At 43.3% G+C, this 14418-nt stretch carries 15 protein-coding genes; 11 read left to right on the forward strand and 4 right to left on the reverse strand.

Translation table 11 applies throughout. From position 1 onward, the window contains the following. Window positions 1–34: 34 nt before the first annotated feature. On the reverse strand, window positions 35–1984 hold the full coding sequence (gene lytF, locus D8877_RS02520; protein ID WP_125341735.1) for a murein hydrolase LytF: 1950 nt from the start codon (window positions 1982–1984) through the stop codon (window positions 35–37). A gap of 322 nt (window positions 1985–2306) precedes the next feature. On the opposite strand from lytF, the gene purD reads away from it, so the two are divergent. The 8 genes from purD to purB all read left to right on the forward strand — a co-directional run bounded on the left by purD (window position 2307) and on the right by purB (window position 9782). Next, window positions 2307–3569, forward strand: a complete 1263-nt coding sequence (purD, locus tag D8877_RS02530) for a phosphoribosylamine--glycine ligase (RefSeq protein WP_125341734.1) — start codon at window positions 2307–2309, stop codon at window positions 3567–3569. A 284-nt stretch (window positions 3570–3853) separates the two neighbouring features. Beyond that, window positions 3854–4342, forward strand: coding sequence for a 5-(carboxyamino)imidazole ribonucleotide mutase (gene purE, locus D8877_RS02535; RefSeq protein WP_125341733.1), 489 nt, complete (start codon window positions 3854–3856; stop codon window positions 4340–4342). Beyond that, the gene (purK, locus tag D8877_RS02540) at window positions 4329–5420 is read left to right on the forward strand and encodes a 5-(carboxyamino)imidazole ribonucleotide synthase (RefSeq protein WP_125341732.1); all 1092 of its coding nucleotides are present in this window, start codon (window positions 4329–4331) and stop codon (window positions 5418–5420) included. Before purE ends, purK begins: the two co-directional genes overlap by 14 nt. Further along, window positions 5420–6610: a hypothetical protein gene (locus D8877_RS02545; protein WP_125352348.1), complete on the forward strand. Its 1191-nt coding sequence runs from the start codon at window positions 5420–5422 to the stop codon at window positions 6608–6610. The genes purK and D8877_RS02545 overlap by 1 nt, the downstream gene beginning before the upstream one ends. A 23-nt stretch (window positions 6611–6633) precedes the next feature. Then, window positions 6634–6861 (forward strand): phosphoribosylaminoimidazole carboxylase, encoded by a 228-nt coding sequence (locus D8877_RS02550; protein ID WP_125340204.1) that lies wholly within the window; start codon window positions 6634–6636, stop codon window positions 6859–6861. Window positions 6862–6864: 3 nt separating this feature from the next. Beyond that, window positions 6865–7554, forward strand: coding sequence for an aspartate/glutamate racemase family protein (locus D8877_RS02555; RefSeq protein WP_125340205.1), 690 nt, complete (start codon window positions 6865–6867; stop codon window positions 7552–7554). Between the two features lie 52 nt (window positions 7555–7606). Further along, window positions 7607–8467 (forward strand): hypothetical protein, encoded by an 861-nt coding sequence (locus D8877_RS02560; protein ID WP_125340206.1) that lies wholly within the window; start codon window positions 7607–7609, stop codon window positions 8465–8467. Between the two features lie 19 nt (window positions 8468–8486). Continuing rightward, window positions 8487–9782, forward strand: coding sequence for an adenylosuccinate lyase (purB, locus tag D8877_RS02565; protein ID WP_125340207.1), 1296 nt, complete (start codon window positions 8487–8489; stop codon window positions 9780–9782). A gap of 191 nt (window positions 9783–9973) precedes the next feature. Here purB and D8877_RS02570 read toward each other — a convergent pair whose 3' ends face one another. Next, the gene (locus D8877_RS02570) at window positions 9974–10540 is read right to left on the reverse strand and encodes an NAD(P)H-dependent oxidoreductase (protein WP_125340208.1); all 567 of its coding nucleotides are present in this window, start codon (window positions 10538–10540) and stop codon (window positions 9974–9976) included. After that, window positions 10537–11133 (reverse strand): TetR/AcrR family transcriptional regulator, encoded by a 597-nt coding sequence (locus D8877_RS02575; protein ID WP_125340209.1) that lies wholly within the window; start codon window positions 11131–11133, stop codon window positions 10537–10539. Before D8877_RS02575 ends, D8877_RS02570 begins: the two co-directional genes overlap by 4 nt. 216 nt (window positions 11134–11349) lie before the next feature. Here D8877_RS02575 and dhaK point away from each other — a divergent pair, with 216 nt between their 5' ends. From dhaK to dhaM, 3 genes are read left to right on the forward strand one after another with little or no spacing between them, the layout of a single operon-like run. After that, entirely contained in the window at window positions 11350–12339 is a 990-nt protein-coding gene (gene dhaK, locus D8877_RS02580; protein ID WP_125352350.1) for a dihydroxyacetone kinase subunit DhaK, read from the forward strand. A 10-nt stretch (window positions 12340–12349) separates the two neighbouring features. After that, window positions 12350–12928: a dihydroxyacetone kinase subunit DhaL gene (dhaL, locus tag D8877_RS02585; protein ID WP_125352352.1), complete on the forward strand. Its 579-nt coding sequence runs from the start codon at window positions 12350–12352 to the stop codon at window positions 12926–12928. Next, entirely contained in the window at window positions 12928–13302 is a 375-nt protein-coding gene (gene dhaM / locus D8877_RS02590; protein ID WP_125352354.1) for a dihydroxyacetone kinase phosphoryl donor subunit DhaM, read from the forward strand. Before dhaL ends, dhaM begins: the two co-directional genes overlap by 1 nt. A gap of 327 nt (window positions 13303–13629) precedes the next feature. Here the strand turns inward: dhaM and agaR are convergent, their stop codons facing one another. Then, window positions 13630–14346: a transcriptional regulator AgaR gene (gene agaR, locus D8877_RS02595; RefSeq protein ID WP_002914224.1), complete on the reverse strand. Its 717-nt coding sequence runs from the start codon at window positions 14344–14346 to the stop codon at window positions 13630–13632. Window positions 14347–14418 lie beyond the last annotated feature (72 nt).

Raw genomic sequence — 14418 nt, forward strand, 5'->3', positions numbered from 1 at the left:
AGTTTGAAGTGATTTTGAAGAGTGCGAAAGCGATTTATTTAGGGTAGATATAGGTCAGGCGGCCCCAGTAAGAAGCAGTTGGATCAAACCAGCCACGGAAGTTGCTGATGTATTGCTTGCCGAGATAGTTAGACTCTTGGATCTGGATGCGGGTATTGGATTCGACATGAGTCACAACACCGACGTGGCCGTAGCCGCCGTCATCCCAGCAGGCAATGGCGCCAACCTCAGGCCTACTGCCGGTACGGAATCCAGCTCTTCTAGCACTAGCTGCCCATTGACCGCCGTTGCCCCAGTAATTTCCTGCCCAAGGAGCTAGAGCTTTGGCTCCCCAAGTGCATTGACCGACCGGATAGGTTGTCGCATTAGCAGCGGCATAGTTAGGCTGAATATTAGCTGATTGAACGCTTGATTTTTCAACCTGATAGCTAGTTCCAGTCAGGCCGATTAACTGTCCCGCTTTTCTACGATAGACATGGGTGTTAAATAGACCGCTCCCCTTGTGATTTTGAGTATCCACGGTAAATTTGTAAGTTCCATTGCCGACCTTATTTGCAGTATACCATTTGATATCATCTTGCCCATTGACTTCTGACCAAGTTGGCAGAATAATATCGCCATCTCCGTAGGCGTCTGTCACGGTCACCTCATAACGATTGGCCTCAGTTTTCATGACTGCAACCTTGGCTTGAATTTGGTCGGTGGACATTGAGACGGAATCTGCTGCGTAGCTACGCTCACTGCCGTCCTTATAGGTGACATACACATGGTTGTTATAGGTTCCAGACAAAGCCTGGTGATTACGGATATCAAAGGTTGCGCTGAAGGAGCCATCTCCGTTAGGAGTGGCTGCATACCATTTAAGATTGCTCTGATTACTAGTGCTCCAAATTGGCACCCGGACAGATTGAATAGGTTTAGATAAGCTAGTTTCGGTAGTTTTCACGGTGTAGGTCCCTTGTTTGGGGTTGATATTTTCCACAGTAAAAAGAGGTTTCTGTTCCTCGTCCGAAGGTAATTTTCCGCTGTCAACTTGAACTGTCGTTCCTGTTATACCAGTTGATTCCGGTTGAACATAGCTTTGACCGTAAAGGTGGATATTGTAAGTTCCAGTGTCGTAGTTATGCTTTCTGAGTTCCACCCGAGCGCTGTAGCTACCATCCGGATTTTTGCTTGCTTCGTACCATTGTAGATCATCTTGCCCTTTCTTATCAGACCAAGTAGGAAGAACTACTTTATACATAGTGTCAGGTACGTTTTTGACAGTAATTTCCATGATACCGGTCTGAGGGAAGCTGGTTTCGATTATCGGTTTCGGATTTTCAAGATGGAACGTAGTACCAGATAGGAAAATCATTTTTCCGTTTACATTTTCATAAGTGTCAACGAAGTATCGTCCATAACCACGATGTTTGGAAAGATTAAATTCAGTTGATTCTTCTCCTGCGTCATACCACTGAAGGTCGTCGCTGCCTTTTTCCTCTGACCAGACAGCATGGACAATCTTTGAGTGAGTTTGGTCTTTGTTACGGGAAAAACTAATGCGTCCTGTACCTCCTGAGACGGATGCATTCGTTTTACTAGCTGGTTTATCTACATGAAAGGTAGTGGCATTTAGAGCTACCAAGCGCTCTCCTATCCGTATGTAAGTATGAACATGAAACGTACCATATCCTGGATGGTTGCTTAAGTCAATGTCAGTGATGGGTGTTTGTGGTGTATCATACCATTTCAAATCATCTTGTCCGTTTTCTTCAGACCAAACAGCATGAGCAATAAGATAAGGTTCTTGAGCTTGAGAACGGGTATAACTAATAGAGGCTGTACGATCGTTCACAGTCACATCGACATTGCTGGCACGATCAGTAGGGCCTAGAATTTTGACTTCAGATTCAGGCGTTTCGGTCGCATGGACTGTTGAGTGGCTCGCAAAGAGACCTAGGACAGCTCCGGATAATAAAAACAGTTTTTGATATTTCTTCATAAAACTCCTTTGTGAGAATGGTTTTGGATGGGCCCACCTGTATTATTCGGAAAACTTATTTGAAAATGATAGTAAATTTGAAAAGCCCTGAATATTTTCTGTCTAAAATAGGCATAATCCACTCAAAAAGGAGAAGGCTGAAGACAACAATAATTACGGCGATCATATAGAGGAGATATTCTTTTTCTCATTAGAATGGAATATAACGAACGATTATGATATAATTTAGATAAATAATTCGTAAAAATGGCAATGATTTTTACGTGATGTGTTAGCTTGGTGCGTAAGCGCCTGTGATATTTGATATTGAGGTATCTTGGCTATGAAGCTTTTAGTTGTTGGTTCAGGCGGTCGTGAGCATGCGATTGCCAAGAAGTTGTTGGAGTCTCAGGGTGTGGAGCAGGTGTTTGTCGCTCCTGGAAATGACGGGATGACCTTGGATGGGTTGGATTTAGTAAATATTGGAATTTCCGAACATTCCAAACTAATCGAATTTGCCAAGGAGAATGATGTTGCTTGGTCTTTTATTGGTCCAGATGATGCTCTGGCAGCTGGAATTGTAGATGATTTTAACCAAGCTGGGCTCAAGGCTTTCGGTCCATCTCGTTTAGCAGCGGAGCTGGAGTGGTCCAAAGATTTTGCCAAGGAAATCATGGTCAAATACGGTGTGCCAACAGCAGCCTATGGCACATTTTCCGACTTTGAGGAAGCTAAAGCCTACATCGAAAAGCAGGGAGCGCCTATCGTGGTCAAGGCGGACGGCTTGGCTCTGGGCAAGGGCGTAGTCGTCGCAGAGACAGTGGAGCAAGCGGTCGAGGCCGCGCAGGAGATGCTCTTGGACAATAAGTTCGGCGACTCGGGTGCGCGTGTGGTTATCGAGGAGTTCCTGGATGGCGAGGAGTTCTCCCTCTTTGCCTTTGTCAATGGCGACAAGTTTTACATCATGCCAACGGCCCAGGATCATAAGCGGGCCTATGATGGCGACAAGGGACCCAATACAGGTGGCATGGGAGCTTATGCGCCGGTGCCTCACCTGCCACAAAGCGTGGTGGACCAGTCAGTTGAGACGATTATCAAGCCCGTTCTCAAAGGCATGATAGCTGAGGGCCGACCTTATCTGGGCGTGCTCTATGCTGGGCTGATTCTGACAGCAGATGGCCCCAAGGTTATCGAGTTCAACTCGCGCTTTGGCGATCCAGAGACACAGATTATCCTGCCGCGCCTGACGTCTGACTTTGCGCAGAATATCACGGACATTTTAGACAAAAAAGAGCCTGCTATCACTTGGCTGGATGAGGGCGTGACCCTTGGCGTGGTTGTTGCCTCAGAGGGCTACCCGCTGGACTATGAGAAAGGCCTGCCTCTGCCGGAGAAGACAGATGGCGGCATCATCACCTACTATGCTGGGGCGAAGTTTGAGGAAAATAGCAGAGCACTGCTGTCAAATGGTGGCAGAGTGTACATGCTGGTCACCACAGCAGATACCGTCTCAGCTGCGCAGGAAAAAATCTACGACCAACTAAAAAAACAAGACACAACAGGTCTCTTTTACCGAACGGATATCGGAAGCAAGGCGGTAAAATAAAACTCTTCGGAAATCTACGATTGACTATGTTAAAGCTCCTTGATGAACTTCATCGCTTTTCTTTGACACTCTGCGATTTTCTTCGAGCATTTTCATACTAGCTCTAGCTTAGGCGACGCAGTCGCTAAATACGATATGGTCGCCGTGGTGAAAAGACCAGAACAGTCTATGTTCTGGTCTAGGGAAAATTTGAGACTTCGGGCTCAAATTTTAGGAATGAAACCGAAGGTTTGCTTCCGACCCACCACCTAAGACCATTATCAAAAAGAAAAAGGATATTAACAATGAAACCAATTATTTCCATCATCATGGGCTCCAAATCCGACTGGGCTACCATGCAAAAAACAGCTGAAATTTTAGATCGCTTCGGTGTAGCCTACGAAAAGAAAGTCGTCTCTGCTCACCGCACGCCTGACCTCATGTTTCAGCATGCCGAAGAAGCCCGCAGCCGTGGCATCAAGGTCATTATCGCGGGTGCTGGCGGCGCAGCCCATTTGCCAGGAATGGTAGCGGCTAAAACCACTCTGCCTGTCATCGGTGTACCCGTCAAATCACGCGCGCTCAGCGGTCTGGACTCGCTTTACTCTATCGTACAGATGCCGGGTGGTGTACCTGTCGCAACCATGGCTATCGGTGAAGCGGGAGCGATAAACGCTGCCTTGACTGCCCTTCGGATTTTGGCCATTGAAGATCAAGACCTAGCAGCAACGCTAGCGAATTTTGCTGAAGAACAAGGAAAAATCGCAGAGGAGTCCACAAATGAGCTCATCTAAAACAATCGGAATTATCGGTGGCGGTCAGCTGGGTCAGATGATGGCCATTTCTGCTATCTACATGGGGCATAAGGTTATCGCGCTGGATCCTGTGGCGGACTGTCCAGCCTCTCGTGTGGCAGAAATCATCGTGGCACCTTATAACGATGTGGATGCCCTGCGTCAGCTGGCTGAGCGTTGCGATGTCCTGACCTATGAGTTTGAAAATGTTGATGCTGACGGTTTGGATGCCGTTATCAAGGATGGACAACTTCCTCAAGGGACAGATCTACTCCGCATTTCGCAAAATCGCATTTTTGAAAAGGACTTCCTCTCAAACAAGGCTCAAGTCACTGTGGCACCCTACAAGGTTGTGACCTCAAGCCAAGACTTGGCAGATATTGATCTATCGAAAAACTATGTCCTAAAGACTGCGACGGGTGGATACGATGGCCATGGACAAAAGGTTATTCGCTCGGCAGCAGACTTGGAAGAAGCCTATGCGTTAGCGGATTCAGCAGACTGCGTTTTGGAAGAATTCGTTAATTTTGACCTTGAAATTTCTGTCATCGTGTCTGGGAATGGCAAGAATGTGACGGTTTTCCCAGTTCAGGAGAATATCCACCGCAACAACATCCTGTCTAAGACCATCGTGCCAGCTCGCATTTCGGAAAGTCTGGCTGACAAGGCTAAAGCAATGGCGGTGCGAATAGCAGAACAACTGAACTTGTCTGGAACCCTCTGCGTGGAAATGTTTGCGACAGCTGATGACATCATTGTCAACGAGATTGCCCCACGGCCACACAACTCTGGGCATTATTCTATCGAAGCCTGCGACTTCTCGCAGTTTGACACCCATATCTTGGGTGTTCTCGGAGCACAATTGCCAGCCATCCACCTACATGCGCCAGCTGTTATGCTCAACGTACTTGGCCAACATGTCGAGGCCGCTGAGAAATATGTCACAGAAAATCCAAGCGCCCATCTTCACCTGTATGGTAAAATAGAAGCGAAGCACAATCGCAAAATGGGACATGTGACTTTGTTTAGTGATGAGCCGGATAGCGTGGTTGAATTAGGGAAAGGGATTGATTTTTAATGGATAGGTTAAGAAAAAAACGACTCTTTACTATAATTTGGATTATCGCATTTGTAGTTGCAGCAGGTCAAGGAAAATATCTTGTGTCATTATTCTTATTTATTTTAATCCCTTTAATGATTTTTTGGTGGCGTAAAGAACTTGTATCTAAGATAAAAGAAAAAATTAATATTTTTAAAGATGTTAAGCAAAAGAAATACTTTTTAATTACTGAGAGTAATCATACATCAGATATTGTAAAAAGGCGAGAAATAGGCGATATTGTTTTGGAAATAGTAGGGCTATCTTTTGTTGCTATTCTTTTAGGGTATTCGCTTATAATGAAGGTTTTTCCGAAAACAGAGCTATATTTTAAGAATATAGTGTTGGTAGTTCTAGGAATTATGCTCGTTATTTTTTTGGTTAGTGTTCTAAATAATCTTAGATATTATTGGACTAGTTTGTATTATTATATAATTCCGTTTATATTTATTGTAATTTGTAGACAGGATGTAGTGAAAAAATCAAATATTTTAATGTTTTTTCTATGGATAGCAGTTGCTTATCTTATATTTGCTATGTCATTACCTATCTATATCCTTAGAAAAATAACAAATAATATTATTTTGTTGAGTATTTTTATATCTGTTATAATTCCCATAGTATTTAACCATCTCTTAGTGAAATATATTATGGAATATATAAATCAGTCAAGGTCTGATATAGATATATATAAGCAAATGATTCACCAATATAAAATTCCCAAAGCTATAGTTGATTATATATATAAAACACCTGAAACATTTAAAATGTTTAACACTATTATAGATAAGTGGACAACAAACGAAACATCTTCAATTTTGGGAACAATGAATTTTTTGTGTATTTCTTCATATTCTCTTGGTAGTTTTATTATAAATATGAAATTAAAATTAGGGGATTCAAAAGCAAAAGAGATATATTCTGAGTTAATTGCACAAGAAAAAACATCTAAAAGCGATGATAGTCAAACTTACTCTAAAATACGAGACTGCATTTTCTATGGTGGTGAGAGTTATAAAAATCGGATTATTGATAATCTAAAGTATAGAGAGCTAATAGATAAGGTAGAATTTTCTAAAACAAAACATACTATAAGGCATAATTGTTTTATAAATTTGCTTAAAAAATTGTGGAATTGGATAAATAATAGGCTGAGAAGCTGGATTTAGTTACGAAGATATAGGAGGTTTCTATGATTCAAATCATCGTCAATGCCTTTGTGGAAGAAGGCAAAGAAACTGCTGTTGTGGAAGTGCTCTTTGCCAGCAGCGACCAGGAAACAGTAAAGGCCAAATATCAAGAACTGACAGCTCAGTATACAGACAATTATTTGGCAATCTACGACTTGCCGCTGGATACTGACCTTAACACCCTGCCGCATTATCCGTCGGTGGCGATAAGCAAGGAGGAATTTAATTAGTCTATGAAAACTATCGGTCTGATTGGTGGTATGAGTTGGGAAAGTACCACATCTTACTACCAAATCATCAACGAAACCATTAAAAAAGAGCTGGGTGGCCTGCATTCTGCTAAGATTCTGCTTTACAGTGTTGATTTTGCAGAGGTTGAGCATTATCAGGCAGTCGGAGATTGGGAGAAAAGCGGTCAACTTTTGGCAGATATTGCTCAGCGCTTAGAGCAAGCTGGTGCAGATTTCATCGTTATTTGCACCAACACCATGCACAAGGTTGCTCCGCAGATACAAGAAAAGATTACGATTCCAATCTTGCATATTGCGCAAGCAACTGCGCAGGCCTTGTTGACTGACAGTATTCAAAAAGTCGGCCTCCTAGGAACCAAGTACACCATGACCCAAGATTTTTACAAGGAGAAATTAATAGAGTCTGGGTTAGAAGTGCTGATTCCAGACCAAGCTGGTATTACAGAGGTTAATCGAATTATTTATGACGAACTTTGCCTAGGGAACATCAAAGAAAGCTCAAAGCAGACTTATCTTGCCGTTATAGATGATTTGAAAAAAGCAGGCGCAGAAGCTGTTATCTTGGGTTGTACCGAGATTGGTCTCCTCGTCAAGCAATCCGACACTGACCTGCCTCTCTACGACACAACAGTGATCCATGCACAGAAAGCAGCGGAGTGGGCAGTAGAGTAAAATGTTGGAATGAACAATCATTAAATTTAGATTTAATTTTAAGGAGAATATAATGATACCTGAGTTATTAAAGAGCGTTGAGAATGGATATACTATTGAAACTGATGGCTTAACTATAAAAAATAATGCAATTATCACTAGAAATAATAGCATCCAAATAACAAATTTATCTATGTTAAGCAAAAATGAGTTTAAATCACCAGTTACACTACTAGATATAATCATTTTGATAGTTCTATTTATTATTGGATTAATCCCACCATTTCTAGGTTTAGTATTTTTCGGTCTGTATGCGTGGTATGTTTATAATAAACATCAAAATCATTTGAAGTCAAAATATTATATAGTGTTTAATTTGGGGTCGAGCCGGAATTATTTATTGTATTTTGAAGACGCTAAATTTAGAGATACTGTTTTTAATATTATTACTGAATCTTTTGGTAATAAAGCGGAAAATATATACATCGATATAAAAAATCAAAATATCGAGAATTATGATAGTAAAAATATCTATGAAAAGGAGGTATCTCAAACAAATGTGTCGGGCAATGATAATGTAATTGGAAATAATTTTGGTTCAGAGAATAATGTCGCAATAAAAGGTGATAATAATGTCAATTCAAGCATTATTAAAGATTCTAAAATAGGAAAATCCAGCATAGATGCTAATATTTCCTTCCCTTGGCCCGAACTTTCTCAACAGCTTCAACAGATTATTAGTAATTCTTCTGTTTTATCTGAACAAACTGTTGAAATTTTAAAGAAATTACTTGATGCGGTTAATAAAAATAATGAGACTGAGTTTACTGTAATTGTTAAAGAAAACGCAACATTTTTTAATCAACAGTTCATTAAAGATATAGTATCAGGTACTTTAGGTAATATTATATCGTCACTACTATTAGGTAGATAAGAATCAAGGAGAACTAACCATGATCAACCGTTACTCTCGCCCCGAAATGGCGAACATTTGGACTGAAGAAAATAAATATAAGGCTTGGCTGGAGGTAGAGATTCTGGCTGATGAGGCTTGGGCTGAGTTGGGTGAGATTCCCAAGGAAGATGTGGCCTTGATTCGTGAGAAGGCGGGCTTTGACATCGACCGCATCTTGGAGATTGAGCAGGAGACGCGCCACGATGTGGTGGCCTTTACTCGGGCGGTTTCTGAGACACTGGGTGAGGAGCGCAAGTGGGTGCACTATGGCCTGACCTCAACCGATGTGGTGGATACGGCCTACGGCTACCTCTACAAGCAGGCTAATGACATTATTCGTGAGGATCTGCGTCGCTTCACTGACATCATTGCAGAGCGGGCGCGGGAGCACAAGTTCACCATCATGATGGGACGGACCCACGGGGTGCATGCGGAGCCTACGACTTTCGGTCTTAAGCTCGCGACTTGGTACAGCGAAATGAAGCGCAATATTGAACGTTTCGAGATTGCGGCTGCGGGTGTGGAAGCTGGGAAAATCTCTGGTGCGGTTGGGAATTTTGCCAACATTCCACCATTTGTGGAAAGTTATGTCTGTGAGAAATTAGGCATCCGTCCGCAGGAGATTTCGACCCAAGTCCTGCCACGTGACCTCCATGCTGAATACTTCTCAGCTCTAGCCTTGATTGCGACGTCTATCGAGCGCATGGCAACTGAAATCCGTGGTCTGCAAAAGTCTGAGCAGCGCGAAGTGGAAGAGTTCTTTGCTAAGGGTCAAAAAGGTTCTTCAGCAATGCCTCACAAACGCAACCCTATCGGTTCTGAGAACATGACTGGTCTGGCACGTGTCATTCGTGGCCACATGGTGACGGCCTATGAAAACGTCGCTCTCTGGCACGAACGTGATATTTCTCATTCATCAGCTGAGCGTATCATCACACCGGACACGACCATTTTGATTGACTACATGCTCAACCGTTTTGGAAATATCGTCAAGAACTTGACAGTCTTCCCTGAAAACATGATCCGCAACATGAACTCAACTTTTGGTCTTATCTTTAGCCAACGTGCCATGTTGACCTTGATTGAGAAAGGCATGACCCGTGAGCAAGCCTATGACTTGGTGCAACCAAAAACAGCCTACTCTTGGGATAATCAAGTAGACTTCAAGCCTTTGCTCGAAGCGGATCCAGAAGTCGCTTCCCGTCTGACTCAGGAAGAGATTGATGAAATCTTCAACCCAGTTTACTATACAAAACGCGTGGATGAAATCTTCAAGCGCGTAGGGTTGGATTAGACATAAAAACGAGCCTGGACAAAAAGTCCAGGCTTTTGAATCTAAATTAGAAAAAATAGATGACGCGGTGGTTAATTGGCATCTTCCTTCGCTTTTTAAGCTCCAAAGATGACCTAACCAACTGCGCGGGGGTGGGAAGACGAACTTTTTTAACTTGTTTGAAGTTCTTTCCCGCTCCCGTTTTCTTTATCTTAAATTTGACTGGCCAGTTGTCCGATTTTCTTGAGCATTTCTTGGCGTTGTTGGTCTGTTTTGCGTTCTACTCCGTTGAGCTCTGTCAGTTTGACTGGAGAAATACCACAAAATTTCAGGATTTGATTTTTAAGTACCTTGCCATAGTCTTGGACAAAAGGCAGGGCAAAACCTGGTGTGTTATGGCTGACGATAATCCAGGCAGACTTGCCTTGCAGGTGGCCTTGGAGTCCGACTTTCTTATAAGAGTAGGCAAAGTCAGCTGCAAGGACACGGTCGATAAATCCTTTGAGAATGGCCGGCATACCGCTCCACCAGATAGGGAAAATGAAAATCAGATGGTCTGCCCAAGTAATCAAATCCCGGTATTTTGCCATTTCAGGGTCTTTGTGCAGGTCACGGCGTCTATGTTCTTGGTCAAAGCGCAAGATTGGATCAAAATTTTCAGCATACAAGTCCAAGGTTTTCACCTCGTGCTTTTTAGAAAGATTGTTTTGAACTTCTTTGAGAATAGCAGCATTGAAGCCAGTTGGGCTGGGGTGGGTGTAAATAATCAAGGTTTTCATGATCGTTCTCCTTTGATATAAATGTCAAGCATGTGCTCAATCGTGCTTTGGATGGCTTGGGGATCAAGGTCTTGTCCGATGGGACTGTTGGCTAGAACGGCTAGGCCTGTGATAAAGCTCCAAAAGTGAAAAAGACTTTCTGCTTCGCTATTGCTAAAATTTTCCTCCTCGCGAAGCTTTAAAACAAGCTCCTTAAATTTATCAAATCCAGGCAGGTCAGACTCCAAGAGGATGGTGTTCTGCGTTACCTTCATATATTTAAAAGGAAATTTGATAAAGAGAGCTTCGAAAAAATGAGGGTAGGTCTTGGCAAAAATAATGAAATTAAGACCAAGCTGGATCAGCTGATCACGCGCAGAATCTGTCGCATCAATATTTTCATTGATTTCCTGATTGAGAAAGAGCGAAAGCTGGGTCAAAACGACCTTAAGGTAGCCTTCCTTGCTCTCAAAATGGCGGTAAGGGCTGCCGTGAGTTACACCGCAGGCCTTGGCAACAGTCCTGAGCGAAAGCTGTTCAATTCCGTGTTTTCCGATTTCGTCAATCCCTGTTTGGATGAGCTGTTCTTTCAGCTGGGCAGTATTGCGTTTCATGTATCTCCTCCAAAAGTATACACTGTCTACTTATCTATCTTTAGTATACACTGTCTACTTTTTCTTGTCAACTAATTTGATGCTTTCTTCTATTCTAGGATGTGGCAGAATTTGCTTTCGGTAAGATAAAATGTTAAAATAATATCAAAATGATAGCGCTTTCTTTTTAGGGCGAATTGCTCAACATAAAGAAACGACGAGAAACGGAGGACACCTATGAAGAAAATTATCAACGATCCAACAGCGGTTGTAGATGAGATGCTGGAGGGCTTAGCCTATATTCACAGCGATTTGGTTTATCGGGTGGAGGGCTTTGATATCATTGCCCGCAAGAGTAAGAAGACAGGCAAGGTTGGCTTGATTTCTGGCGGTGGCAGTGGTCATGAACCTTCCCACGCTGGCTTTGTCGGTGAGGGCATGCTGTCGGCTGCTATTTGCGGAGCGGTTTTTACTTCACCAACACCTGACCAAGTCTTGCAAGCTATCAAGGAAGCAGATGAGGGAGCTGGGGTCTTCATGGTGATCAAGAATTACTCCGGTGACATCATGAACTTTGAAATGGCTCAGGAAATGGCTGAGATGGAAGGGATTGAGGTGGCTAGTGTCGTCGTAGATGACGATATCGCAGTGGAAGACAGCCTCTATACGCAAGGTCGCCGCGGAGTGGCTGGTACCATTCTTGTCCATAAGATTCTAGGGGATGCGGCGCGTGCTGGCAAATCTCTGACTGAAATCAAGGCTTTGGCCGATGAGCTGGTCAAAAATATTCACACGGTTGGCTTGGCTCTGAGCGGTGCAACTGTACCGGAAGTCGGCAAGCCTGGTTTTGTTTTGGCTGATGATGAGATAGAGTTTGGCATTGGTATCCATGGTGAGCCCGGCTATCGCAAGGAAAAGATGCAGCCGTCTAAGGACTTAGCCAAAGAATTGGTCGAAAAGCTCAGTCAGTCTGTTGAGCTCAAATCTGGCAAGAAAATTGGTATCCTCATCAATGGTATGGGTGCAACACCGCTCATGGAGCAGTATGTCTTTGCGGCCGATGTAGCAAATCTTCTGGCAGATGTTGGAGTCGAAGTTGTCTATAAAAAACTGGGCAATTACATGACCTCCATTGATATGGCAGGGATTTCTCTGACCTTTATCGAGCTGGATCAGCCAGACTGGCTGACAGCTCTCAACAGTCCTGTCACGACAGCCGCTTGGTAAGGAGGTGCTTATGGACGCAGCAAGAGCAAAAAAATGGATGCAGTTGTTCAACGAGAAGATCCAGGACCAGAAAGCCTATCTGTCTGATCTCGACACTCCCATCGGCGACGGTGATCACGGTGGCAATATGGCCAGAGGAATGGCAGCAGCAGTAGAGAGTTTAGCTGCTAAGGACTTTGCTAGTGCGGCTGAGGTTTTTCAGGCTGTTTCCATGCAGCTGATTAGTAAGGTCGGTGGTGCTTCCGGCCCTCTCTATGGCTCGGCCTTCATGGGCATGGCCAAGGCCGAAAAAGACGGCAAAGACTTGTCAGGAGTCATCCAAGCTGGGCTGGACATGATTCAGAAGCGGGGCAAGGCTGTGCCGGGTGAGAAGACCATGGTGGATGTCTGGTCGGGGATTCCTATTTCTCTGCAGTCCGGATGCTTGACGCATGAAAAAATTGGCTCCCTAGTGGAAGCGACCAAAGATCTGAAAGCGACCAAGGGGCGGGCTTCCTATGTCGGTGAGCGGTCTATCGGTCATATTGATCCCGGTTCGGCTTCATCTGGTCTCCTCTTTGAGGCTCTGTTAGAAACGGAGGCAGGCTGATGGCAGATACTGGCATTCTTATCGTTTCCCATTCCAAAAACCTGGCCCAAGGCTTGTTTGACCTCATTTCGCAGGTGGCGGCAGATGTGGGCATCAGCTATGTAGGTGGATTGGACGACGGTAGCATTGGTACGAGCTTTGAAGGGATTCAGGCAGCTTTAGATGCCAATGACAAGGACACTATTTTGGCCTTTTTCGATCTGGGTTCGGCTCGGATGAATCTGGAAATGGTCGCGGACTTTTCTGACAAGGAAATCATTATCAATAATGTTCCTTTGGTAGAAGGCGCTTATACGGCTGCTGCTCTTCTTCAGGCTGGGGCAGATTTACCTAATGTTTTGCTTCAGGTGCGTGAATTAGAAATAAAGAAATAGCCGTTTTTCTAAAGACCTGATAAACGACTTCAATTGCAAAATAAGGAACATTTTATATCAAAAAACTGGGATTCAACCCCAGTTTTTTGCTTTATCATTGTATCAATTTTCAGGAGAACAGCCAGTGTTTCTTATTCTTTCTTCTTTAGAATAATTAAAAAATAGAACAAAACAATAAACTGTGCTTACTTTTTGACAGAATTCGCTTTTTAATGAACAAAAGTTCTTAGAATGGATTGCAAATTGGTATAGATAGACTTATAATAGATATAAGTACACAAGATGAAACAAAAAACGACAGCCGATTAGAAGCCATCGTTTTCAATCTTAGTGGTCCCGATTGCAGGAAATGAACTTGATCTTGAAGAAGTCGCCGCGTTTGTAAGTTTCGCTGTACTCTAAGATCTGTCCAGTGCTTTCCAGCTGGGTAATCTTTACCTGATGAACAGTCGGGAAGTTGGTATCAACTTCCAGCACTTTCGCAACATCTTTTGGTGTTGGGAAGACAATTTCATTGGTCTCTTCAAAATGCTCATCATTCATGTGAATGTGGTAGTCAGTTTTGAAGCGGTTGTAAATAGAGCTGTAGTAGTCCATATCTGGATAGTTAGGATTGATGTACTGCTCAGGGATATAGGTTTGGTGATAGATATAGATTTTATCGCCAGTCCGTCTGATCCGGTCAATCTTATAGTAGAACTGCGTTGGTGCTAGTTCTAGCTTATCCAAGATTTTCAGGTCATTCCCGCGTTTGATGGAGAGAACGGTCACCTTATCTTTTTGGATAGGGAAGGTCTCAACGTCAGAAAATTCCACCAGCTTGTGCTTTCTTGCACGTGAAACGAAGGTTCCCTTGCCTTGCTGGCGGATGATGTAACCATCATTGGCCAGTTCATTCAAAGCGCGGACAACGGTAATGGAGCTGACATTAAACATCTGAATCAGCTCAGCCTCTGTGTAAAACTTATCGCCATTTTCAAATTTGCCAGAAATGATTTGCTGCTTGAGCTCATCTTTGATTTGTTGGTATTTTGGAATAGCCATTTTGTTCACCTCTCTTTTTTTACTTCTCTTACTTAAGATTTTAACATATTTTAAAAAAAAATGTTGACATTT

Origin of the sequence: Streptococcus sanguinis (genome assembly GCF_003943735.1) — a bacterium.
In the GTDB taxonomy this organism is placed as follows: Bacteria; Bacillota; Bacilli; order Lactobacillales; family Streptococcaceae; genus Streptococcus; species Streptococcus sanguinis_E.

Coding starts and splice junctions, on each gene's coding strand:
- lytF (WP_125341735.1), bottom strand. CDS start 1,984: ATGAAGAAATATCAAAAACTGTTTTTATTATCCGGAGCTGTCCTAGGT.
- purD (WP_125341734.1), top strand. CDS start 2,307: ATGAAGCTTTTAGTTGTTGGTTCAGGCGGTCGTGAGCATGCGATTGCC.
- purE (WP_125341733.1), top strand. CDS start 3,854: ATGAAACCAATTATTTCCATCATCATGGGCTCCAAATCCGACTGGGCT.
- purK (WP_125341732.1), top strand. CDS start 4,329: ATGAGCTCATCTAAAACAATCGGAATTATCGGTGGCGGTCAGCTGGGT.
- D8877_RS02545 (WP_125352348.1), top strand. CDS start 5,420: ATGGATAGGTTAAGAAAAAAACGACTCTTTACTATAATTTGGATTATC.
- D8877_RS02550 (WP_125340204.1), top strand. CDS start 6,634: ATGATTCAAATCATCGTCAATGCCTTTGTGGAAGAAGGCAAAGAAACT.
- D8877_RS02555 (WP_125340205.1), top strand. CDS start 6,865: ATGAAAACTATCGGTCTGATTGGTGGTATGAGTTGGGAAAGTACCACA.
- D8877_RS02560 (WP_125340206.1), top strand. CDS start 7,607: ATGATACCTGAGTTATTAAAGAGCGTTGAGAATGGATATACTATTGAA.
- purB (WP_125340207.1), top strand. CDS start 8,487: ATGATCAACCGTTACTCTCGCCCCGAAATGGCGAACATTTGGACTGAA.
- D8877_RS02570 (WP_125340208.1), bottom strand. CDS start 10,540: ATGAAAACCTTGATTATTTACACCCACCCCAGCCCAACTGGCTTCAAT.
- D8877_RS02575 (WP_125340209.1), bottom strand. CDS start 11,133: ATGAAACGCAATACTGCCCAGCTGAAAGAACAGCTCATCCAAACAGGG.
- dhaK (WP_125352350.1), top strand. CDS start 11,350: ATGAAGAAAATTATCAACGATCCAACAGCGGTTGTAGATGAGATGCTG.
- dhaL (WP_125352352.1), top strand. CDS start 12,350: ATGGACGCAGCAAGAGCAAAAAAATGGATGCAGTTGTTCAACGAGAAG.
- dhaM (WP_125352354.1), top strand. CDS start 12,928: ATGGCAGATACTGGCATTCTTATCGTTTCCCATTCCAAAAACCTGGCC.
- agaR (WP_002914224.1), bottom strand. CDS start 14,346: ATGGCTATTCCAAAATACCAACAAATCAAAGATGAGCTCAAGCAGCAA.